Here is a 22,899-nt window from a genome sequence, read left to right on the forward strand (position 1 = left end):
GACGCTCGCGACCCGCGAGCCCGAGTCGCCCGCCATCGCGGGCCCCACAAAACGTGCCCGCCGTCCGGCGGGCCGAACCAAGGAGGAGACATGACCAACACGAGCACCATCGACGGCGCGCAGCAGGACGAGACCCGTCCCGGCGAGCCGGACCCTGAGGCCGGCCTGGCCACGGCCGAGTACGCGATCGCCACGATCGCCGCCGCCGGCTTCGCGGGGCTCCTCATCGCCATCCTCACGAGCGGCGAGGTGCGCGAGCTCCTGCTGTCGGTCGTCCGTTCCGCGCTGTCTGTGAGCTGACAGTGGCCCGGCGACGGAGGAGCGAACGGGGTGCCGTCACGGCAGAGGTTGCCGTGGCGCTGCCTGCCGTCGTGCTCGTCCTCGCCGCGGTGCTCACGCTCGCGGCCGCGTCCACGGCGCAGATGCGCGCCCTGGACGCGGCCCGGGCGGGAGCGCGAGCCGTGGCGATCGGCGAGACGGAGAGTGTGGTGGCGGCGGCGGTCCGGAAGGTCGGCGGTCAGAGCGCACGGCTGGTGGTCCGGCGGGAGGGCGAGTGGGTGACCGTCACCGTCACCTCACCCGTCGCGGCCGGCTGGTTGTCCGCGGTGCCTCTGCGGGCAACCGGCACCGCGGTGGCCTGGGAGGAGCCGTGAAGGCTGGTCAGAGCTCTGACGAGCGCGGGGCGGGTACCGTCCTGGTGCTCGGCGTGATCGCCACGGCGCTCGTGCTCGCCCTGGGGGTCGCTGCCCTCGGCGCGGCCCAGCGCGCCCGGGGTGCTGCTCAGACGGCGGCCGATCTCGGTGCGATCGCCGGCGCCACCGCCCTGGTCGGCGGCAACGACGCCTGCTCCCTGGCGCGCGACGCCGTCGTCCGCAACGGGGCCCTGACCACGTCGTGCGTCGTGGAGGCCGGCGGAGCGGTCCGGGTGACGGTGACCCGGACAGTCACGGGACCTGCGGCCGGAGCGTGGCCCGGACTGCTGGGGGACGCGAGGGCGACGGCGCTCGCCGGTCCCCGGCCGTCAGGAGTTGAGCACGTCGATGGAGCCGTCGGTGGCGAGCCGGAGGCGGCGGGGGTCGAGGTCGGCCAGCTCGAGGGCTGCCTCGAGTGCGAGCTGCGGCACGTCGGCCCACCAGTCCGGCAGCCAGTGGTGCTGCCGGAATGCCTCGAGGATGGGGCCCGTCGGCACCCGACGGCTCGTCATATCGCTCACGAGCAGTATTTTCGCAGGTCAGGCGGGTTCGAGAAAGCGTTGACCCCGGGGCTACCGGCCGCTGACCTGTCCTTCCGTGAGGGTCTTCCGGAAGAACCGGACTGCCGCGTCGCCCACTCGGGCGCGGGCCTCGGCGTCGGCGCTCCGCACAGGGAAGAAGTCCTGGTGCCGCACGTGCGGCCCGATCTCGTGACCCACGATCCCGGGGACCCGGTCCAGGTACGGCCGAACGTCCGTGGCGAGGGGCGTGACCCGGTCGGCGCCGCCCCACCAGGTCTCCATCGGGGCCCGGACGGTCGCGAGGCTCGCCGCGTCGACGATGGAGCCCAGCGGGGCCACCTGGAAGACGGACCGGACGCGAGGGTCCGCCAGGTCCGAGGCGGAGTCCGCCGCGAGCCCGAGCAGCTCGGCACGGCTGTACTTCTCCTGGACGATCTCGAGCACTCGCGGATACTCGGGGATCTTCGCGAAGGGGATGCGTCCGGTGAAGATTCCGCCGATGACCCGGCGGTCGAGCCGGGCTCCCACCGTCGCGGCGGCGGCGTACGCGCCTGCCGAGAAGCCGGCAGCGCCGACAGGCCCGAGCTGGCGGTCCCTGGCGACCATGTCGAGCGCGAACCGGAGGTCCCGGGCCCGCTCCCACGGGAAGATGAACCCCTCCGGCTCGTAGCCCACGGTGGTGCTCGCCCCATGATGATCGATGGCCACGACCCGGAGACCTTCCTCGAACAGCGGGTCGATCAGCCAGTCCATGGCGGCGACGGACCCTCCGGCGCCGTGGGACACCACGACCGTCGGGATGCGGGGGTCGGACGCATCCTGGTCCCAGACCGAGACGCGGACCGGACGCGGAACGGTGGCGTCGGCGAAGGACCGGCGGGACTCGTCGAAGTAAACAGTGACCTGCGGCGACGCCAGTTCCACGCTCATGGTCGCAGCCTAGGCAGAAATCGTCGGGCTTTGGAACAAAGTGGACTAATACTTCACCGGGTGGAAACGTGAGCCGGGTCACCGGGCGCGTGCGACAGCACCGCGTCAAGGAGGCGTACCGCTGCGGACTTGTCCAGGGGGGCGTTGTAGCTGCCGCACTTGGGCGACTGCACGCACCCGGGGCACCCGTCGGCGCAGGGGCAGGCGGCGATAGCCTCGCGCGTGGCGCGGAGCCAGGCCGCCCCGAGCTCGAACCCGCGCTCGGCGAACCCTGCCCCGCCGGGGTAGGCGTCGTAGACGAAGACCGTGGCCTGACCCGTGTCGGCGTGCAGCTCCGTCGACACGCCACCCAGGTCCCAGCGGTCGCACGTGGCGAGCAGCGGCAGGAGTCCGATCGAGGCGTGCTCCGCGGCGTGCAGCGCACCGGGCGCCTCCTCCGCGGAGACTCCCGCGGCCCGCAGCACGAAGTCGGGCACCGACCACCAGACGGCGACCGTCCCGAGCGTGCGCTCCGGCAGGTCGAGCGGCTCCGTGCCGAGCACCTGCATGTCGGGGAGCCGGCGTCGCTGGAAGCTCACCACCTGGCTCGTCACCTCCACCGGGCCCAGACCCCACGTCACCGGACCCCACTCGCGCTCGACCACCGGCCGCGCCGGGCCCAGGCCGGACCCGGCCGCGCCGTCTCCGTGGTCGCCCTCGGCCCCGGCCTCGTGGCCGGCGGCGTACCCCTCGATCGTGATCTCCATGAGCTCGCGCGACCACGTCCCGTGGTCCACGTCGCGCCGCACGACGAGCGCCACCTGGTCCCGGAGGTCCAGATGGTCCACGAGGTACGTGACGCCCTGGTGGACGTAGACCGCGCCGTCGTGCACCTGGCCGTCGGCGGACGCCGCGTCCACGGTGCCGAGCATGCGTCCGGTCCCGCCCTCGACCACACGTACCGGCGACCCGCCGGAGCCGCGGAGGTCGGTCAGCCCGGCTGCGGGCTGGGCGTGTGTCCAGTACCACCCGGACGCGCGCCGGCGGAGGGCGCCCCGGGCCACGAGGACGTCGAGCACCTCCCGCACGTGGGCCGGGTTGCCGAACGCGGCCAGGTCCTCCGTGCGCAACGGCACCTCCTGCGCCGCCGCGCACAGGTGCGGGGCCAGCACGTACGGGTTGGCGGGGTCGAACACCGTGGCCTCGAGGGGAGCGTCGAGCACCGCCTCGGGATGCAGCACGAGGTAGGTGTCCAGCGGGTCCTCGCGCGCCACGAACGCCACCAGCCCGTCGGCTCCGGCCCGGCCCGCGCGCCCGGCCTGCTGCCACAGGGACATGCGGGTGCCGGGCCAGCCGGCGATCAGCACGGCGTCGAGGCCGGAGATGTCCACGCCGAGCTCGAGCGCGTTGGTCGTCGCGAGGCCGAGCAGCTCTCCGGTGCGGAGCGCGCGCTCCAGCTCGCGCCGTTCCTCGGGCAGGTAGCCGCCCCGGTACGCGGCGATCCGCTGGGCGAGCTGCGGCGAGACGCGCCGCAGGTGGTCGCGGGCCTGCGTGGCCACCGACTCTGCCCCGCGGCGGCTGCGCGTGAAGGCCAGCGTGCGGGCACCGTGGGCGGCGAGGTCGGCGAGCAGGTCGGCTACCTCGGCGGTAGCCGACCGGCGCGGGTGCTCCGGAGGTCCGGAGTCGGTCGGCACGGCCGGCTCGTCGGGCTCCCCCGAGCCCACCGGCGCCGTGGCGTCGTGCGCCGTCGGGTCCACGACGGCGGCCATCGGGTCGCCGTCGGACTCGTCGTCCCGGCCTCCGCTCCAGCCCACGACCTCGGGCGGCCGCCACAGCGCGACCGTGCGGCTGCCCGACGGCGACCCGTCCTCGGTGACGGCCACGACGTCGTCGGGCGTGGCGCCGATCAGGCGGGCCGCGCTCACCGCCGGGTCCGCGGTGGTGGCGGAGGCCACGACGAACGTCGGGGCGGTTCCGCCGTAGTGCGCCGCGAGGCGGGCCAGGCGCCGGAGCACCAGCGACACGTGCGCGCCGAACACCCCGCGGTACGAGTGGCCCTCGTCCACCACGACGTAGCGCAGGCCCTTGAGCAGCCGGGCCCAGCGGCGGTGGTTGGGCAGCAGCGCGAAGTGGAGGAAGTCGGGGTTCGTCAGCACCACGTCGGCGTGGTCCCGCACCCAGGACCGCTCCTCCCGGGGGGTGTCGCCGTCGCAGGTGGCGACGCGGAGGTCGCGCGTCCCGGCGGCGTCGAGCAGGCCCTGGAGAGCGTGCAGCTGATCGGCAGCGAGGGCCTTCGTGGGGGACAGGTAGAGGACGGAGCCGCGCCGCGCCGCCGACTCGATCCGGCCGGGGTCGAGCGTCGAGGCGGCGACGTCGGCCCGGATCGAGGTCAGAGCAGGCAGCCAGAACGCGAGGCTCTTGCCCGACCCCGTCGATGTCGCCAGGGCGACGTGCCGGCCCGACCACGCTGCGTCGGCCGCCTCAACCTGGTGCAGCCAGGGACGGTCGACGCCGCGGGCCCGGTAGCCGGCGACGATCGTCGCGTCCGCCCACTCCGGCCAGTCCGCCTGGCGCCCCTCTCGCGCGGGGAACGTTCGCACGTGCGTGAGCCGGTCGGCGCGGGAGCCGCCGGCGAGCAGGACGTCGAGCAGGGGGTGCGTGGTGGTCGGGACGGGCACGTCGGCCAGTCTCGCACCATGTCGGCCGCGCGCCTCAGCCCCAGCGCTCGACCAGGGCGCGGACGAGGTCGGCCGGGCTGTCCGACGACGGCGCGCCCCCGCCCGTGGCCCCGGCCGCGGCGGGCGTCGCACCGCCCGCAGGCCCGGCCGCCGCCTCGGCAGCCTTCGACGCCTCGGCCCGCCCGGCGGCGAGCCCTCTCGCGTAGCCGACGGCGTACGTCGTGACGGGGGCGGCCGGCCGGGCGACCGCGTGCGCGGCGTCCCGGGCGAGGTCCAGCACCTCCTGGACGTCGACGGTGCCCCGGGCGAGCCCCAGCTCCGCCTCGAGGGCCTCGACCCAGCTCTGCACGTCGTTCATGCGTCCTCCAGAGTCACTGACAGGGTGCGACAGGCGCGGTGGCGCCGAGCCGTTCGGCGTCGGCCCAGGTGTCGACGTCGTCGGCGAGGCCGCCGGGATCGGTGACCTCGACGCAGCGCAGCGCGTCCACGAGCCTGCCGACCGGGACGCCGTCGACGCCGCCCGCCGTGGAGCGGAGCTCCGCCAGGCGAGCCAGGAGCGGGCCCCGCCGGTAGACGCCGACGAGCCACTGCGCCCGGCCGCCGCTGGTCAGGAAGGCACCGTCCACGCCCGGACGGTCGCGGACGGCGTCCAGCAGGAGCGGGACGGCCGCAGCAGCGCGCGGTGCGTCCACGGCCAGCACCACCACCCAGCCAGGGCCGTCGTGCCCCAGAGCGCGGAGCCCTGCGTCGATCCCTGCCAGCGGGCCGCCGAACGGCGGATCCTCGCGGGTCAGGATCGCGCGGCCGATCTCGGGGGCGAGCGCCTCCGGGCCCACGACGGCGATGCGGTCCGCGTGGCCGAGCGCGTCGAGCGTCCGGGCGAGCAGCGGGACTCCGTCGAGCAGCAGCCCGGACTTCGCGACCCCGCCGAGGCGGGTCGCGCGCCCGCCGGCGAGCACCACGGCGTCGAACCGGGGGCGGCCGGTTCTGTGGTCGGCCTGGTGCCCGGCGGCTGGCGCCTCAGGCGTGGTGGTTGTGACTCCCGGCGCGGCGGTCGTGGCGCCCGGCGCGGCGGCTGTGGCGCCGGGCAGGGGCGAGGGGGCCTCGCGCGCGGCGCCCGCGACCTCCCCGCCGGACAGGCCGGTGCGGAGGTCCACCACAGCGACGACGTCGCCCTCGGTCACGGCGTCCACCTCGCGCGGGACCACTGCGAGCCCGTCAGCAGCGGCGAGCGCGGAGACGAGGTGGCCGCCGCTCCCGCCACCGCTGGGCGACACCGCGGGCTCCACCTCGCCGGTGGGCAGCACCCGCACCGGGAGGATCTGCTCCCGCCCGGCGGGGCTCCGCCACCCGGCCCGGACCCGCCGCCGCGTGACCGGAACGCCACCGATCGACGCGACTCCGGCGGCGAGCGTCGGCGCGTCCGGGACGCGCAGCCCGCGCATCCGGCGGATGGCCGGCCGTACGAACAGCGTGAACGACACGAAAGCGCTCACCGGGTTGCCGGGGACCGCGACCCACGGCACGCCGCGCCAGCGCGCCGTCGCCTGCGGACGTCCCGGCTGCATGCCGACTCCCGCGACGTCCACGTCGCTCACGGCACGTGCCCCGGGCTCGGCAGCCCCCGCTCCCGCGGCAGGCCCCGCTCCCGCGGCAGGCCCCGCTCCCGCGGCAGGCCCCGCTCCCGCGGCAGGCCCCGCGCCGCCGTCGGCCAGCACCTCCCGCACCACGTCCGCGGCTCCTGCCGAGACGCCCCCGGCCGTCACCACCAGGTCCACGAAGGGCGTCACCTCGTCGAGCGCGGCCCGGAGCGCGTCCGCCGTGTCGGGCACGGGTCCGAGCCGCACCACGTCGGCTCCCGCCTCGCGCGCCGCGGCGGCCAGCATGAGGGAGTTCGAGTCGACGATCTGGCCGGGCCGCCGGGCCGTACCGGCCGGCACCAGCTCCGAGCCGGTGGCGATCACCGCGACCCGGGGTCGACGGTGCACCAGCACCCGGTCGGTGCCCGACGCCGCCACGCTCGCCACGAGCGCGCCCGTCACCTCGGTCCCCGGAACGGCCAGCAGCTCCCCGGCCTGCAGATCCTCCCCCCGCCGCCGGACGTGCGTGCGGTCGGGCCGGGAGAGCGTCACCGTGGGCTCGGTGGCCGGGGCCCCCGCGACGAAGCGCTCGGTCGACGTACGCTCGACGGGCACCACCGCGTCGGCCCCCGGCGGGACCGGCGCCCCGGTCATGATCCGGACGGCCTCGCCCGGGCCGAGCCCTGCGAACCCGCCGCGGGCGGCGACCGGAAGCCCCATGTCCGGCAGCCCGGCGTCGTCCGGCAGGGCCGCCGCGGGGAGGTCGCCCACCACCCGGAGCGTGACCGCCTCGCCCGACGCGGACAGGTCGGCGAGGCGCACGGCGTACCCGTCCATCGCGGCGTTGTCGAAGGAGGGCACCGACTCGGCGGCGCGGACCTCCTGGGCCAGGATCAGCGGCCCGGAGCCCGGGGCGAACCGGAACGGCCCGGCGTGGGGGGCGGGGCCGCCGCCGTCGACCAGCTCGGCGAGAGCCACCTCGTGCGCGGGCAGCGCGCCGACCAGCGCGAGCACCTTCTCCACGTGCTCGGCGACGGTCCGCAGCGGCGTCCGGTGGCCCATGAGGACACGGTACGGTCCGGATGTTCGGCCCGCGTTGCGGGGGCCTCACGGCGCACGGGAGCGACCTGTGAGCCGAGATATCTTGACGTCAAGATATCTGCTCGGGGAGGGTGGCGGCATGCGCCTTCACCACGTCCAGGTCTCGTGCCCGCCCGGCGGCGAGGAGGCCGCCCGTCGCTTCTACGCCGACGGCCTGGGCCTCGCCGAGGTTCCCAAGCCGACCGCCCTGTCGAGCCGTGGCGGCTGCTGGTTCCGCGCCCTCGCCCCCGGCGGCGCGGTCACGGCGGAGATCCACGTGGGCGTCGAGGAGCCGTTCTCCGCGGCCCGCAAGGCGCACCCCGCCCTCCTGGCCGACGACGGCGCCCACCTCGAGCGCATCGCCAGTCGCCTGGCGGCTCTCGGCTTCGCCGTGGACTGGTCGGAGCGTCTGACGTTTGAGGGCTACGAGCGGTTTCACACGGCCGACGCGGCGGGCAACCGGGTGGAGGTGCTGGCCCGGATCATCACCGGGGACCCCCAGGTCGCGGAAGTGGTCGCCCCGCAGGGCGTCGGCTGCGAACCCGGCCGACCGTTCGATCATCGAGACGGGCAGGAACGGGACGCCGGCCCCGCCCGGCTTGCGGAGGTCGACGGTCCGGATCCGACCGGCCCAGTCGAAGACGTCCTGGAACAGGTGCCGATGGATGGCGCAGAGCTCGGCGAGGTCGTTGGTGGGATCCGGCCGGCTCCGCAGGAGCTGAATCGTCCGTGGCCAGACCAGGTCGGCCTCTGCCGTGGCTAGCTCGTCCGCGGTCCGGGCACCGACGAGGTTCCGCAGGATCCCCGTCTCCGGATCGACGTACGGGTCGGGAGAGTCACTCAAGGCCGTACCTGGCGCGAGCCCGACGCACCAGCTCGTCCTCGTCGATATCCAACGACACAAACTCCTCGGCGTCGGCACGGGACGCGTCAGAAGACTCCAGCCCCTCCATCGTGTTGTGGTGCACCGCCTCCTCGACGGCGCGGCGCCGCTGGACCATGTCCGCCCTGTAGGCCAGCACATCCGACGCCAGGACTCGCCGGTACGCGTTCACCTTGTGGAACGGGATCTTCCCCGTTTCCAGAAGCTTCACCAGCGTCGGTCGTGAGACGCCGAGAAGGTCTGCGGCTTCCTGGGTCGTCAGGGCAGCGTCCCGTGGGAGCACGGTGACGGATCGTCCGGCCGCCAACGAGCCGAGCAGGTCAGCGACGGCTGCCTGGACCTCGCTCGGCAGCTCGACCGGACCTGCCTCGGAGTACAGCGCCAGTCTCTGCGGGTCGGCAAGGAGCTCGCCGAGGCTCTCCAGAGCACGGATGCTGGATCGTGAGGGGACGGTCGTGTGATCGTCGAGCGTCGACATGCACCCAGTCTAGGTCGAAAAACTCGAAACCTGCTGGGTCGAAGCGGACCTCCTGGCACGCCCCGGCAGGCCCGCGGGACCTACCCCCGCACGCCCTTCCGAACCGGGCCCAGCGTGAAGAGCAGGGTCGCCAGCCCCGTGGCCGCGAGCAGGGCGAAGCCGATCCCGTAGTCGCCCTCGAGCTGGTAGACCGCGCCCATGATGAGCGGCGGAACGAAGCCCCCGAGCCCGCCGGCCGCGCCCACCACGCCGGTCACCGCCCCGACCTTGTCGGGCGGGGCCACCTTGGCGACCAGCGCGAACGTCGCACCGGACGACGCCCCGAGCGCCGCTGCGAGCCCCAGGAACGCGATGGTCCCGACGGGCACCAGCCCCGGCTGGAACGCCACCACGGCGGCCAGCAGCGTCACCGCCGCGAAGCAGACGAGCGACACGGGCACGGGCCCGAACCGGTCGGACAGCGTGCCGCCCACCGGCCGCATTACGACCGCCAGAACCACGAACCCCGCGGTGCGCGCGGCGGCGTCCGCCGGGTCCAGGTCGTAGGCGTTGGTGAGGAACGTCGGCAGGTACACGGAGAACGCCACGAAGCCGCCGAAGCCCACGGCGTACAGCCACGAGAGCTGCAGGGTCGCGGGGATCTTCAGCGTGGCCCAGGTGCGCGCCCACATCCCGGGGGCCGCGCCGGCCCCCGGCCCGCCGGCTCCCGGCCCGCCGGCCCCGCCGCCCGCGACCGGAGCGTCCCGCAGCATCGCCCGCGACACCACCGCGAACACCGCCAGCACCACGGCGACGACGACGAACGGCACCCAGCGCCCGGCGGCGTCGGCGATCCGGACCGTCGTGAAGGACGACACGGCCGTGCCCCCCATCCCGACCCCGAAGATCCCGAGCGCCATGCCTCGCCGCTCGGGCGGGAACCACGCGTTGACGAACGGCACGCCCACCGCGAACGCGGTGCCGCCCAACCCCAGCAGGAAGCCGCCGACGAGGAGCATGGCGAACGAGTCGGCGACCAACCCGACGAACAGCACCGGAACGATCGTCAGCATGCTGACCAGCGGGAACATGACACGGGCGCCGAGCCGGTCGGTGAGCGCCCCGACCGGGATACGCCCCACCGACCCGACGATCACCGGTACCGCGACCAGCACCGACTGCTCCACGTCGGTGAGCCCGTAGTCGGCGCCGTAGGCCTTGCCGAGCGGGCTGATCAGGGCCCACGCCCAGAAGTTGATGGCGAAGCCGACGGTGGCGAGCGCGAGCTGGACGCCGGCGGAGGTGCCCGCAGCCGCGGGCCCGCGACGCGTCGCCGGGGTGGGAGCCGTCATGTCAGTGTCCTCTCGGGCGGGGTCCGGTGGGCGGCTCCCAGCCTCGCCGAGGGCTGCGCACGCCCCCCTCGCGCGAGCGGTAGACCACGTAGGGGCGGAACAGGTATCCGGCGGGCGCCGAGAACGCGTGGACCAGCCGCGTGAACGGCCACAGCGCGAACAGCAGGAACGCCACGACGAGGTGCAGCTGGTACGCGGCGGGTACGCCCTCCATGAGCCGCGGCTCGGGCTGCAGGTACCAGAGGGAGCGGAACCAGGGCGAGATGGTCTCGCGGTAGTCGTACCCGATGCCGCCCGACAGCAGCTGCGTCTGCACGGTGGCCCACGAGCCCAGCAGGATCGACGCCGCGAGCATCGCGTACATGACCTTGTCCATCACCGTGGTGGCGAGGAACACCGCGCTGGTGGTGCGGCGCCGGTAGATGAGGATCAGCAGCCCCGCGACCAGGCCCACGGCCGCGACCGAACCCATCCACGTGGCCACGAAGTGGTACGCGACCTCGGGGATGCCTACCGCCTCCGTCCACGACTTCGGGATCACGAGCCCGGCCACGTGCCCCACGATCACGACGAGCAGGCTGAGGTGGAACAGCGGGGACCCGAGCCGGAGCAGCCGCCGCTCGTACAGCTCGCTGGACCGGGTGGTCCAGCCGAACTTGTCGTAGCGGTACCGCCAGAACGAGCCGACCACGAAGATCGCGAACGTCACGTACGGCAGCACCACCCACAGCATCACGTCCATGCGGGTCCTCCCTGGTCGTCGTCGCCGAACCCCGCCAACCCCACGAGCTCGGCCGGCGGGCCGCCCGTGACGAGCTCAGTGATCCGGGACAGGGTGCGGGCGTCGACGGGTGGCAGCGTGAGGCACACCGCCTCCACACCGGCGGTCCACGGGGAGGCGGACGCCGCGAGCGCCGCCCGCAGCACCTCGATGCCCTCGCGGTGGGAGGCGAGGAGGACACCTGCGATGCGGGCGCCCTCAGGGCTTGAGCGGGCGGAGAGCTCCAGGACAGTGGGCAGGTAGTCGGGTAGCTCGCTGCCGGTGGTCTCCCACCCGGCGGCGCGGTAGGCCTCGACGAACCGGACGAGGGCCATGCCCCGGCGCCGGGTGTCCCCGGCGGTGTAGTACGACAGGTACATCGAGCACTTGCGCTTGAGGTCGAAGGTCGCCACGTAGTCGGCGCGCAGCGTCTCGGGGTCGCCCTCGGCGAGCACGGTGGCGAGCCCGGCGAGCCGGTCCCGCACAGGCTCCGGCAGGTGCCCGACGGCGGCGCGCACCTCGTGCGCGGCGGCCACGGTCTCGTCGTCGGGGTAGCCGAGCAGCAGGGAGGCAGCCATGTGGGCGACCCGGCGTTGGTCGTCGGGCACGGGGACCGGGACGAGCGGGACGAGGGTCGAGGCGCCCGGCCGCACCGTGGGGCGGGGCAGGAACGTCAGGCTCATGCGGGACCCCGCCCCTCGGGCCGGCCGGGGGCGGTGTGGCCCTGCTCGCCCGGGCCGGGCAGGCCCGAACCGGTGGCGTCCGCCTCGAGCGACCCCACGGTGCCGGGACCACGCTCGGCCGGGCCCTCGCCGGAGCCCGGGCTCGGCGGGAAGAGCCCCGGCGGCTTGCCGCGGCCGTCCCAGTTGAGGAGGTTGACGCGGCCTGGCCCGGACGGGGCGTCGGCCGTGTCGCCGGTCTGCCGGGCGGCGAGCGCGTGGAACGTCTCGACCGACGCCGGGACGGGCGGCCCGGAGGACTCGCCGAACGGTCCGGCGCCGCCCATGCCGGGTCCGCCCTCGTAGTCGAGGGAGCAGGCGATCTCCTCCAGGTCCCGAGCCGCGCCCGCGTGCGCCGTCGGGATGACGTACCTGTCCTCGTACTTGGCGATGGCGAGCAGCCGGTACATCTCCCGCACGGACGCGCCGGTCATGCCCACGGCGCCGGCGGTCTCCTCGCGCGGCTCGTTGCCGAGGTTCACGTCGCGCATGTAGGAGCGCATGGCGGCGAGCCGCCGCAGCACCCTCTCCACGGGCGCGGTGTCGCCGGCCGTGAAGAGCCCGGCCAGATACTCCAGCGGGATCCGGAGCTGCGCGATGGCGGAGAAGAGGTTGCGGGGGTCCTCGCCGTCGTTGCCCGACGACGCGACGACGTCGACCACCGGCGACAGCGGCGGGATGTACCAGACCATGGGCATGGTGCGGTACTCGGGGTGCAGCGGCAACGCCACCTCGAACTCGGAGATGAGGCGCCAGACGGGGGAGGCCTGCGCGGCCTCGATCCAGTCGTCGGGGATGCCTTCGCGGCGGGCGGCGGCCACGACGGCGGGGTCGTGCGGGTCGAGGAACACCGACCGCTGCGCCGCCAGGAGCTGGTGCTCGTCCTCGACGGAAGCCGCCTCGGTGACCCGGTCGGCGTCGTACAGGACGAGGCCGAGGTACCGCAGGCGGCCCACGCACGTCTCGGAGCACACGGTGGGCAGGCCCACCTCGAGGCGCGGGTAGCAGAGCGTGCACTTCTCGGCCTTGCCGGTCTTGTGGTTGAAGTAGACCTTCTTGTACGGGCAGCCGGTGACGCACATGCGCCAGCCGCGGCACTGGTCCTGGTCCACGAGGACGATGCCGTCCTCGGCCCGCTTGTACATGGCGCCCGACGGGCAGGACGCGACGCACGATGGGTTGAGGCAGTGCTCGCAGATGCGCGGCAGGTAGAACATGAACGTCTTCTCGAGCTCGGTCGCCACGTGCTCGCTCATGTGCTTCAGGACGGGGTCGTCCTGCATCGTCGCGACCGACCCGCCGAGGTTGTCGTCCCAGTTGGCCGACCAGCCGATCGCCATGTCCTGGCCCGTGATGAGTGACGTGGGCCGGGCGACGGGCGTGTGCCTGCCCTGGGGCGCGGTCAGGAGCTTGTCGTACTCGTAGGTCCACGGCTCGTAGTAGTCGTGGATCGACGGCATCTTCGGGTTGGCGAAGATGGTGGCGAGCTTCTTCCAGCGGCCCCCGGCCCGCAGCGCGAGCTTGCCGCGCCGGTTCCGCACCCAGCCGCCCTGCCAGCGCTCCTGGTCCTGGTAGGTGCGCGGGTAGCCCAGGCCGGGCCGGGTCTCCACGTTGTTGAACCAGACGTACTCCATGCCGGTGCGGTTGGTCCACGCCTGCTTGCAGGTGACGGAGCACGTGTGGCAGCCGATGCACTTGTCGAGGTTCATCACCATCGACATCTGGGCCATGACTCTCATTCGTAGCGCACCTCCTGGGACCGACGACGGACCACCGTCACCTCGTCGCGCTGGTTTCCCGTGGGTCCCAGGTAGTTGAAGGCGTACGACAGCTGCGCGTACCCGCCTGCCAGGTGCGACGGTTTCAGCAGGATGCGCGTGAGCGAGTTGTGGATACCGCCCCGCAGGCCCGACGCCTCGGCGATCGGCACGTCGACGGTCCGGTCCGTGGCGTGGTGCATGTAGACGGTGCCGGGCGGCATGCGGTGGCTGACAACGGCGCGCGCCACCACCACGCCGTTGCGGTTCACGGCCTCGACCCACTCGTTGTCCACGACGCCGATCGCCGCGGCGTCGGCGGGTGACATCCAGATGTTGGGCCCGCCGCGCGACAGCGACAGCATGAACAGGTTGTCGTGGTACTCCGAGTGGATGGACCACTTCGAGTGGGGCGTGAGGTAGCGGACCACCACCCCGGCCTCGGCGGTCGTGCCGAGCCGGGGCGTGTCGCCGAAGAGGCGGTGCAGGTCGAGCGGCGGGCGGAACACCGGCAGCTGCTCCCCGAGCTCGACGAGCCAGTCGTGGTCGAGGTAGAAGTGCTGCCGCCCGGTCAGGGTGTGCCAGGGCTTGAGCCGTTCCACGTTGACCACGAACGCGCTGTACCGGCGCCCCCCGTGCTCCGACCCGGACCACTCGGGAGACGTGATGACGCCCACCGGGCGGGCCTGGACGTCGGCGAAGGTGATCCGCCGGGCCTGGTCGTCCCGTGCGAGGTCGGCGAGCTCCCGTCCCGTGCGGCGCTCCAGCTGCTCGAAGCCCTGCACGGCGAGGCGCCCGTTCGTGGTGCCCGACAGCGCCAGGATGGCGTCGCAGACGTGCGTGTCCTTGTCGAGGCGCGGGCGGCCCGCCGTCGGCCCGTCGGGGACCAGGCCGTTGAGCTCGCCGAGGCGACGCACCTCCTCGTCGGGCGAGAAGGTGACGCCCTTGGTCACCATGCCGGTCCCGGCCGCGAGCGGGCCGAGCGCGGCCATGCGGGCGGCGAGTGCCGGGTAGTCGCGCTGGACGACGACGAGCTTCGGCATCGTGACGCCCGGGATCAGCTCCCGTTCCGTCATGGGCTGCGCCGAGTCGGTGAGGGTGCCGTGCGGCACGGCCAGCTCGTCGGGGGTGTCGTGCGCGAGCGGCGCAGCGACGAGGTCCTCGCGCACGCCCAGGTGGACCTCCGCCAGCTCGGACACCTTGCGGGCGATCGTGTGGAACGTGGCGAAGTCGGTGCGGGTCTGCCACGGCGGGTCGATCGCCGGGTTGAACGAGTGCACGAACGGGTGCATGTCCGTGCTGTTCAGGTCGTGCTTCTCGTACCAGGTGGCGGCGGGCAGCACCACGTCGGAGAACAGCGTGGTGCTCGTCATCCGGAAGTCGAGCGTGGTGAGGAGGTCGAGCTTGCCCTCGGGCGCCTCCTCCCGCCAGGTCATGCTGCGCGGCCTGCGGTCGGGCGGGGTCTCCTCCGCCCGGACGGCGGCGTCGGTGCCCAGCAGGTGCTTGAGGAAGTACTCGTTGCCCTTGCCGGAGGAGCCGAGGATGTTGGCCCGCCAGACGGTCACGACGCGCGGGAAGTTGCGGGGGTCGTCGGGGTCCTCGACGGCGAAGCGCAGCCGCCCGGCCCGGAGCTCGTCGACGACGTGCGCGGCAGGCTCCTTCCCGGCCGCGCGCGCCTCGTCCACGAGGTCGAGCGGGTTCCGGTCGAACTGCGGGTAGCTGGGCATCCAGCCGCGCTGCGCCGACTCCACGAGGGTGTCGGCGGTGGTGCGGCCCGCGAACAGGCCGCGGGCCAGCGGCGACGCGAGGGCGTCCGCCGGGAGGCCGTCGTAGCGCCACTGGTCGGTGGCGAGGTACCAGAACGCCGTCCCGATCATCTGCCGGGGCGGGCGGGCCCAGTCCAGGCCGCCCGCGTACTGCGCCCACCCGGTCACCGGACGGCACTTCTCCTGGCCCACGTAGTGGGCCCACCCGCCGCCGTTCACGCCCTGGCAGCCCGTGATGGTGGTCAGCGTGAGGAACGCGCGGTAGATCGTGTCCGAGTGGAACCAGTGGTTGGCGCCCGCGCCCATGATGATCATCGAGCGGCCGCCGGAGTCCACGGCGTTCTGCGCGAACTCCCGCGCGATCCGCGTCGCGGCGGCGGCCGGGACCCCGGTGATCTCCTCCTGCCAGGCGGGCGTGCCCGGCGACGACGCGTCGTCGTACCCCGTGGGCCACTCGCCCGGCAGACCAGGACGGCCCACGCCGTACTGGGCCAGCAGCAGGTCGAAGACCGTCGTCACCAGGTGCCCGCCGACCCGCCGCACCGGCACGCCCCGCACGACGACGCCCGCGCCGCCCAGGTGTTCCTCGGCGGCGTCTCCGGGTCGCGGAACCAGGTCGAAGCGCGGCAGCGCGACGGCGACGGCCTCGGTCTCCCCGGGACCGCCGGCGACCGACAGCAGCGGGTCCACGTCGCCCAGGTCCAGGTTCCAGCGGCCCTCGTCGGCCTCCCCGTAACGGTGGCCCAGCGTTCCGTTGGGCACCACGGGGGTACCGTCCGCGTCCAGCAGCACCGTCTTGAAGTGGGCGTTCGCCTCGCCCGAGGCGCCGGGCAGCACGTCGTCGGGCAGGTCGGCGGCGGTGAGGAACTTGCCCGGCACCAGGGCGCCGTCGCGGCCTCCGGGACCGTGCAGGGCGCCGGCGTCGCCCGAGGCGGCCACGGCGCCGTCGGGCACCGGCTCGAGCCGCACCAGGAACGGCGCGTCCGCGAACCGCTTGAGGTACTCCGCGAACCGCTCGGTGCGCCCCTCCACCAGGTACTCGCGCAGGATCACGTGGCCCATCGCGAAGGCCAGCGCGCCGTCCGTCCCGGGGTGCGGGGCGAGCCAGGCATCGGCGAACTTGGTCGCGTCGGCGAAGTCGGGGGAGACCACCACCACCTTCTGGCCGCGGTACCGCGCCTCGGCCATGAAGTGCGCGTCCGGCGTGCGCGTCACCGGCAGGTTGGAACCCCACACGACCAGGTACGACGCGTTCCACCAGTCGGCGGACTCGGGCACGTCCGTCTGGTCGCCGAACACCTGCGGCGACGCCACCGGCAGGTCGGCGTACCAGTCGTAGAACGACAGCATCGCCCCGCCGAGCATCTGCACGAACCGCGCGCCCGCCCCGTGCGACACCATCGACATGGCCGGGATCGGCGAGAACCCGGCCACCCGGTCGGGGCCGAACTCCTTGATCGTGTGCACGTGCGCCGCCGCGACGATCTCCGCCGCCTCGTCCCACGACGAGCGCACCAGACCACCCTTGCCCCGCGCCGACTTGTACGCCCGCGCCGTCTCCGGGTCGCCCGTGACCTGGGCCCAGGCCAGGACCGGGTCGCCCGTGCGGGCCTTCGCCTCCCGGTACGCGCGGAGCAGCGCGCCCCGCACGTACGGGTAGCGCACCCGGGTGGGCGAGTACGTGTACCAGCTGAACGCCGCGCCCCGCGGGCAGCCCCGCGGCTCGTACTCCGGCGAGTCGGGCCCCACCGACGGGTAGTCCGTCTGCTGGGTCTCCCACGTGATGATGCCGTCCTTGACGTACACCTTCCAGGAGCACGACCCGGTGCAGTTCACGCCGTGCGTGGACCGCACCACCTTGTCGTGCGACCACCGGTCCCGGTAGAACGCGTCACCGTCACGACCACCCTCGAGGAACAGCCTCCGCAGGTCGTCGGACACCTCTCCTCGTCGGAGGTGCCTGCCCAGCCTCAGGAGCGTGTCCTCGCCCGTCATGCTTTGGAGTCTCACCCGTGACCCGGGCGACCGCACCTCGTGACAGTCCTCACAGCCCCCGGCGAACGCCTGTGCGTTCTTCCTTACTGTCGTTTAACTGCGGCATGACGAGCACCGAAACACCTGCTGCCTAGCGTCTTCCTCACCGGTCCGACGTCGAGCCGGCCCAGGGAACCGGCAGCCGCCGGGTCCCCAGGACGCCCGACGCCGTCGGGCACCACGCCCTCAGGGAGGACGCCAGATGTCCGCTCGGACCACGCAGGACGACCCGTCGAACGCCGCGACGGGGCCCGTCGCCGCCACTCCGCAGGCCGCCGTCGAGGCCGCCGCCCCCGCCGGCAGCCTCGCCACAGGCGCCCCCGCCGCGAGCGCCCCCCGTCGCCTCGGCGGACGGTGGATCGAGCACTGGGACCCCGAGGACGCCACCCTCTGGCACGACGGCGGCAAGCGGGTCGCCCGCCGGAACCTCGTCATCTCGATCTTCGCGGAGTTCCTCGGCTTCTGCGTGTGGGCCCTGTGGTCCATCGTGGTGCCGCAGCTCCCGGCGGCCGGGTTCGCGCTCACCGTGGACCAGCAGTTCTGGCTGATCGCCATCCCGACGCTCGTCGGCGCCACGCTGCGCATCCCCTACACGCTCGCCGTCCCCATCTTCGGTGGCCGCAACTGGACCATCGTCTCGGCGCTCCTGCTCGTGCTGCCCCTGACCGCGATGTTCCTCGTGGTCCAGGACCCCACCACCCCGTTCCCCGTGATGCTGGCCGCGGCGGCGCTCGCGGGCCTCGGTGGTGGCAACTTCGCCTCCTCGATGGCGAACATCTCGTTCTTCTTCCCGGAGCGCGAGAAGGGCGCCGCCCTGGGCTGGAACGCCGCGGGCGGCAACATCGGTACCGCGGGCGTCCAGCTGATCGTCCCGCTGGTGATCGTGGCGGGGGCGGGGATCGCGCTCGAGCGGGCCGCGCTCGTGTTCCTGCCGTTCGTGCTGCTGGCGGCGTTCCTCGCCTGGCGGCTCATGGACAACCTCACCACCGCCAAGGCGGACCCGCGGCAGTTCGCCGTGGCCCTGCGCGAGAAGCACACCTGGGTCATCTCGTTCATCTACATCGGCACGTTCGGCTCGTTCATCGGTTTCTCGGGCGCCTTCCCCACGCTCCTCAAGGCGCAGTTCCCCGAGATGACCCTGTCGATCGCCTTCCTGGGGGCCCTGGTGGGCTCGCTGTCCCGCCCGCTGGGCGGCATCCTCGCCGACCGGATCGGCGGCGTCCGGATCACCCTGGTCTCGTTCGGCGTCATGGCCGCGGGCATCGTCGGGGCCGTCTGGGCGCTGGGTGCGCACAGCTTCCCCTGGTTCTTCGGTTCCTTCCTGCTCCTGTTCGTGGCCTCCGGCATCGGCAACGGCTCGGTCTACCGGATGATCCCCGCGGTCTTCCGCCTGTCGGGAGCCTCCGCGAAGGCGGCGGCGGGCTGCATCGGCATCGCCGGTGCCGTGGGTGCGTTCGGCGGGTTCCTCATCCCCCGCGGGTTCGCTCTGTCCACCACGCTCGCCGGGTCGCTGGTGCCCGCGCTGTGGGTCTTCGTCGGGGCGTACGTGGTCATGGGCGTCGTCTGCTGGGCCGTGTACGGCCGGGGCGCGATGGGTCAGGCTCGCGTCTGATGAGCGCCGATTCCCACTGCCCCTACTGCGCGCTCCAGTGCGCCATGACCCTCACGGTGCCCGACGGCGGCGCGGGGCCGGTGCCGGCCGTCGTCGCGCCCCGGGAGTTCCCGACCAACCGCGGGGGTCTGTGCCAGAAGGGGTGGACGTCCGCCTCGGTGCTGAACACGTCGGACCGGCTGACGGTGCCGCTGGTGCGCGGCGCTTCCGGCGAGCTCGAGCCCGCCACCTGGGACGAGGCGCTCGACCTGGTCGCGGGCCGGCTCTCCGCCCTCGCGGCGGAGCACGGCCCCCAGGCGGTGGGCGTCTTCGGGGGCGGCGGCCTCACCAACGAGAAGGCGTACGCGCTCGGCAAGTTCGCCCGGACCGTGCTCCGCACCCCCGACATCGACTACAACGGCCGCTTCTGCATGGCGTCGGCGGCGGCGGGCATGAACCGGGCGTTCGGCGTGGACCGCGGCCTGCCGTTCCCGCTGGCCGACCTGGGCGGCGCGCAGGCTGTGCTGCTGCTCGGGTCCAACCTGGCGGAGACCATGCCGCCTGCGGTGCAGCACCTCGCGGGCGCGCGGGAGCGGGGCGGCCTGGTCGTGGTGGACCCGCGCCGGTCGGTGACCGCCCGGCTCACGGAGGACGGCGCCGGCATCCACCTGGCGCCGGTGCCCGGCACGGACCTCGTGGTGCTGCTGGGACTGCTCCACGTCCTGCTCGCCGAGGGCCTGGCCGACCGGGCCTACCTCGCCGAGCGCACGTCCGGGTTCGACGACGTGGCGCGCTCCGTCGCCGCGTGGTGGCCCGAGCGCTGCGAGGGCGTCTCCGGGGTGCCCGCCGACGACCTCCGCCGGGTCGCCCGCCTGCTCGCGGCGGCCTCGCCGGAGCGCGGCGGGGCAGGCGCCTATGTGCTGACGGGCCGCGGGGTGGAGCAGTCCACGCAGGGCACGGCCACCGTGACCGCGGCGATCAACCTCGCCCTCGCGCTCGGCCTGCCCGGCCGGGTGGGCTCGGGCTACGGCGCGATCACCGGCCAGGGCAACGGTCAGGGCGGGCGGGAGCACGGGCAGAAGGCCGACCAGCTCCCCGGCTACCGCAAGATCGACGACCCGGCGGCCCGCGCGCACGTCGCCGCCGTCTGGGGCGTGGACCCCGCGTCGCTGCCCGGCCCGGGCAAGCCCGCCGTCCAGCTGCTCCGGTCCCTCGGGACGCCCGAGGGTCCCAAGGCCCTGCTGGTGCACGGGTCCAACCTGGTCGTCAGCGCGCCGAACGCCTCCGCCGTCGTCGAGCGGCTGAAGTCCCTCGACCTGCTCGTCGTGTGCGACTTCGTGCCCTCGGAGACCGCGCGCCTCGCCGACGTGGTGCTCCCGGTGACGCAGTGGGCCGAGGAGGAGGGCACCATGACCTCGCTGGAGGGGCGGGTCATCCGCCGCCGCAAGGCCGTGGACGCCCCGGGCGAGGCGCGCTCCGAGCTGTGGATCCTCGCCGAGCTCGCGCGGCGCCTGGGCTCGCCGGTCGCCTTCCCCACGGACCCGGCCGTCGTGTTCGACGAGCTCGCCCGCGCCTCGGCGGGCGGCCCCGCCGACTACTCCGGGCTGTCCCACGCGCGGCTCGACGCCGACGAGGCGGCGGCGGGCCCCGGGCTGTTCTGGCCCGTCCCGGCGGGCGCGGCGGGCGCGGCCGGCGCGGCGGGCGCGGCGGGCGCCGAGAACAACACTGCGCCGGTCACGGCGCCCGGTAGCGGGCACAGTGTTGTTCTCGACGGCAGCCTCGACGACGGCGGCGCCGGCGCCACGCACCCCGGCACGCCGCGGATGTTCCTCGAGCGCTTCCCCACCCCTGACGGGCGTGCCCGCATGGTCCCTGTGGATCACGTCGGTCCGTCCGACGACGTGCGCACGGACGCCCCCGTGTATCTCGTCACGGGCCGGGTGCTCCAGCACTACCAGTCGGGCGCGCAGACGCACCGGGTCGCCGACCTGGAGCGGCTGGTCCCGGACCCGTACGTGGAGCTCCACCCGGTCCTGGGCTTCCGTCTCGGCGTGCCCGACGGCGCCCGCGTGCGCCTCACCTCCGCCCGCGGCTGGGTGGAGGCCGACGCGCGCTGGACCGACGCGCTGCGCCCCGACACCGTCTTCATGCCGTTCCACTGGAGCGGCGTGGGCAGCGTCAACCGCGTGACCACCGACGCGACCGACCCCATCTCCGGCATGCCGGAGTTCAAGGTCTGCGCCGTCGACGTGACACCCGTGCCGACCGGGCTGTCAGAAGCTCCCCGGCATATAGACCGGGGAGCTTCTGACAGCTCGGCGGAGAAGGAGAAGGAGGCAGCGCGATGAACGGTCCCAACCTGCGAGTCCCCGTGAAGGTCGTCGTCGTGGGCAGCGGCATGGTGGGCTCCCGCCTGGTCGACGAGCTGCTGCGCCGCGACCCCGACGGGGTCCTGGACATCACGGTGCTCGGCGCCGAGCCGTACGAGCCCTACAACCGCGTGCTCCTGAGCGACGTGGTGGCGGGCCGCACGGACGTCGCCGCCATCACCATGCCGGTGCTCGACGCCGAGCGCGCCCAGGTGCACCGCGGCGTCGCGGTCACCCGGGTCGACCGGTCGGCACGCGTGGTGCTCGCCGACGACGGGTCGCGACACCCCTACGACCACCTGGTGCTGGCGACCGGCTCCCAGGCGCGGGTGCCGGACATCCCCGGCCTGTACGGCCGCGCGGCCGCCGGGACGCCGTCGCTGCCGGCGGGCGTGCACGCGCTCCGCACCCTCGACGACGCCCGCGAGATCGTCGCGGCGACGTTCAACACCCCGCGCGCCGTCGTGGTGGGCGGCGGCGTGCTCGGCGTCGAGGCGGCGCACGGGCTCGCGGGCCGCGGCCTCTCCGTGACGCTCGTGCACCCCGCGTCGTCGCCCATGGACCGCCAGCTCGACCCCGAGGCGGGCGACGTGCTGCGGGCCGGGCTCGAGGCCGCCGGTGTCGTGGTCCGGACCGGCGCGCAGCCCAGCGAGGTCCTCGTCGCCGGCGGGCGCTCCGTGGGCGTCCGGCTCGAGGGCGACGACGTCGAGCCGGGCGAGGTGGTGGCCGCCGGGCTCGTGGTGCTGGCGTGCGGCACGGTCCCCGAGACGCGCCTTGCCGCCGACGCCGGTCTCCGGGTGGGCCGGGGCGTCGTCGTCGGGCACGACCTGGCGAGCCCCGACGACCCGCGGGTCTTCGCCGTGGGGGACTGCGCGGAGCCTCCGGAGGGGTCCCGCGGCCTGGTGGCCGAGGGCTGGGACCAGGCCCGGCGCCTGGCCGAGCACCTCACGGCGGTCGCCGCCGCGGGCCTGCCCGCCATGGCCACGGACCCGGGCCGTCCCGCCCCGGGCGCGCCGCGGGCGCATCTCCGGCTGCCGGGCCAGGGCGACCGGCCGAGCATGGCGGTCCGCCTCGGCAATGCCCTGGCAACCCGGGCGGCCACCGACCAGGGCGTCGAGACGCGCGGCACGGACGTGGTCAAGGTGAAGGCCGGGACGCTGAGCGTGGTCAGCATGGGGGTGTGCGGCACGGGACGCGTGGCGCGGCCCGGGGAGCGGGCCGTCCGGCTCAGCGACCCGGCCGGGGGCCGGTTCGTCGAGGTCGTGGTGGCGGACGGGCTGCTCGTGGGCGCCACGTGCGTCGGCGACCCGCGCGTGGGCGCCGACCTGACGGCCGCGTACACGCGGCGCACGCCCGTCCCGGTGGACCCCGCATTCCTGCTCCTCACCCCCGTGGCGCCGACGGCGGCCCCCGCCTCCTCGCCCGAGCACATGCCCGACGACGCGGTGGTGTGCCGGTGCAACGGCGTGACCAAGGGCGACATCGTGGCCTGCGGGGCCACCGACCTGGCGGGGATCGCGCGCGAGACGCGGGCCACGACCGGCTGCGGAGGCTGCAAGGACGCCGTCTGCGGTCTGGCGGAGTTCGTGGCTCGCACGCGCGAGCCGGCCGCCGAGGAGGCGCCGGTCGCCTCCTGACCTGATCGCGCCTCGTCGTCCCAGGGGTTGTCAGAAGCTCCCCGGCGTATACGCCGGGGAGCTTCTGACAACCCGTTGTCGTCTCACCGATAGAGCGCTCTATCGCGGGCTCCT

At 74.3% G+C, this 22,899-nt stretch carries 17 protein-coding genes and 1 pseudogene; 7 read left to right on the forward strand and 11 right to left on the reverse strand.

The features are described 5' to 3' along the window. Positions 1-90 precede the first annotated feature (90 nt). From AC060K_RS16330 to AC060K_RS16340, 3 genes and pseudogenes are all read left to right on the forward strand, one after another. On the forward strand, positions 91-300 hold the full coding sequence (locus AC060K_RS16330) for a DUF4244 domain-containing protein (protein ID WP_483766461.1): 210 nt from the start codon (positions 91-93) through the stop codon (positions 298-300). A gap of 53 nt (positions 301-353) precedes the next feature. Continuing rightward, a complete protein-coding gene (locus AC060K_RS16335) occupies positions 354-653 on the forward strand; it encodes a TadE family type IV pilus minor pilin (protein ID WP_483766462.1) in 300 nt (99 codons plus the stop codon). Further along, a pseudogene (locus tag AC060K_RS16340) lies at positions 650-1,003 on the forward strand (Rv3654c family TadE-like protein); the annotation flags it as partial. The gene AC060K_RS16335 and the pseudogene AC060K_RS16340, both read left to right, overlap by 4 nt. An 18-nt stretch (positions 1,004-1,021) precedes the next feature. Here AC060K_RS16340 and AC060K_RS16345 read toward each other — a convergent pair. Genes AC060K_RS16345 through AC060K_RS16365 form a run of 5 tightly spaced genes read right to left on the reverse strand, consistent with a single transcriptional unit; the run spans position 1,022 to position 7,442 of the window. Then, positions 1,022-1,213: a hypothetical protein gene (locus AC060K_RS16345; protein WP_483766463.1), complete on the reverse strand. Its 192-nt coding sequence runs from the start codon at positions 1,211-1,213 to the stop codon at positions 1,022-1,024. A 51-nt stretch (positions 1,214-1,264) separates the two neighbouring features. Then, positions 1,265-2,143: an alpha/beta hydrolase family protein gene (locus AC060K_RS16350; protein WP_483766464.1), complete on the reverse strand. Its 879-nt coding sequence runs from the start codon at positions 2,141-2,143 to the stop codon at positions 1,265-1,267. A gap of 53 nt (positions 2,144-2,196) precedes the next feature. Next, positions 2,197-4,800 (reverse strand): DEAD/DEAH box helicase, encoded by a 2,604-nt coding sequence (locus tag AC060K_RS16355; protein ID WP_483766465.1) that lies wholly within the window; start codon positions 4,798-4,800, stop codon positions 2,197-2,199. 34 nt (positions 4,801-4,834) lie between these two features. Next, a complete protein-coding gene (locus AC060K_RS16360; RefSeq protein WP_483766466.1) occupies positions 4,835-5,158 on the reverse strand; it encodes a DUF6457 domain-containing protein in 324 nt (107 codons plus the stop codon). A gap of 13 nt (positions 5,159-5,171) precedes the next feature. Then, a complete protein-coding gene (locus tag AC060K_RS16365) occupies positions 5,172-7,442 on the reverse strand; it encodes a molybdopterin-binding protein (protein ID WP_483766467.1) in 2,271 nt (756 codons plus the stop codon). A gap of 118 nt (positions 7,443-7,560) precedes the next feature. Between AC060K_RS16365 and AC060K_RS16370 the strand changes: the two genes are divergently transcribed. Beyond that, entirely contained in the window at positions 7,561-8,223 is a 663-nt protein-coding gene (locus tag AC060K_RS16370; RefSeq protein ID WP_483766468.1) for a VOC family protein, read from the forward strand. A 73-nt stretch (positions 8,224-8,296) separates the two neighbouring features. On the opposite strand, the gene AC060K_RS16375 is transcribed toward AC060K_RS16370, so the two are convergent. The 6 genes from AC060K_RS16375 to AC060K_RS16400 all read right to left on the reverse strand — a co-directional run bounded on the left by AC060K_RS16375 (position 8,297) and on the right by AC060K_RS16400 (position 17,149). Continuing rightward, positions 8,297-8,821 carry a helix-turn-helix domain-containing protein gene (locus AC060K_RS16375; RefSeq protein ID WP_483766469.1) on the reverse strand — a complete coding sequence of 175 codons (525 nt, stop codon included), beginning with the start codon at positions 8,819-8,821 and terminating at the stop codon, positions 8,297-8,299. 80 nt (positions 8,822-8,901) lie between these two features. Then, complete coding sequence (locus tag AC060K_RS16380) at positions 8,902-10,152, reverse strand: MFS transporter (protein ID WP_483766470.1); 1,251 nt, start codon at positions 10,150-10,152, stop codon at positions 8,902-8,904. A 1-nt stretch (position 10,153) separates the two neighbouring features. Continuing rightward, positions 10,154-10,894, reverse strand: a complete 741-nt coding sequence (gene narI, locus AC060K_RS16385) for a respiratory nitrate reductase subunit gamma (protein WP_483766471.1) — start codon at positions 10,892-10,894, stop codon at positions 10,154-10,156. Continuing rightward, positions 10,885-11,595, reverse strand: coding sequence for a nitrate reductase molybdenum cofactor assembly chaperone (gene narJ, locus AC060K_RS16390; RefSeq protein ID WP_483766472.1), 711 nt, complete (start codon positions 11,593-11,595; stop codon positions 10,885-10,887). Before narJ ends, narI begins: the two co-directional genes overlap by 10 nt. Then, positions 11,592-13,370, reverse strand: coding sequence for a nitrate reductase subunit beta (gene narH / locus AC060K_RS16395; protein WP_483766473.1), 1,779 nt, complete (start codon positions 13,368-13,370; stop codon positions 11,592-11,594). Before narH ends, narJ begins: the two co-directional genes overlap by 4 nt. Continuing rightward, on the reverse strand, positions 13,367-17,149 hold the full coding sequence (locus tag AC060K_RS16400; protein WP_483766474.1) for a nitrate reductase subunit alpha: 3,783 nt from the start codon (positions 17,147-17,149) through the stop codon (positions 13,367-13,369). The genes narH and AC060K_RS16400 overlap by 4 nt, the downstream gene beginning before the upstream one ends. Before the next feature lie 241 nt (positions 17,150-17,390). On the opposite strand from AC060K_RS16400, the gene AC060K_RS16405 reads away from it, so the two are divergent. Genes AC060K_RS16405 through AC060K_RS16415 form a run of 3 tightly spaced genes read left to right on the forward strand, consistent with a single transcriptional unit; the run spans position 17,391 to position 22,785 of the window. Further along, positions 17,391-18,800, forward strand: coding sequence for an MFS transporter (locus AC060K_RS16405; protein WP_483766475.1), 1,410 nt, complete (start codon positions 17,391-17,393; stop codon positions 18,798-18,800). Then, positions 18,800-21,127: a molybdopterin oxidoreductase family protein gene (locus AC060K_RS16410; protein ID WP_483766476.1), complete on the forward strand. Its 2,328-nt coding sequence runs from the start codon at positions 18,800-18,802 to the stop codon at positions 21,125-21,127. The genes AC060K_RS16405 and AC060K_RS16410 overlap by 1 nt, the downstream gene beginning before the upstream one ends. Next, positions 21,124-22,785 carry an FAD-dependent oxidoreductase gene (locus AC060K_RS16415; RefSeq protein ID WP_483766477.1) on the forward strand — a complete coding sequence of 554 codons (1,662 nt, stop codon included), beginning with the start codon at positions 21,124-21,126 and terminating at the stop codon, positions 22,783-22,785. The genes AC060K_RS16410 and AC060K_RS16415 overlap by 4 nt, the downstream gene beginning before the upstream one ends. The last annotated feature ends 114 nt before the right edge of the window (positions 22,786-22,899 follow it).

This window comes from Antribacter sp. NEAU-D49 (genome assembly GCF_057158775.1).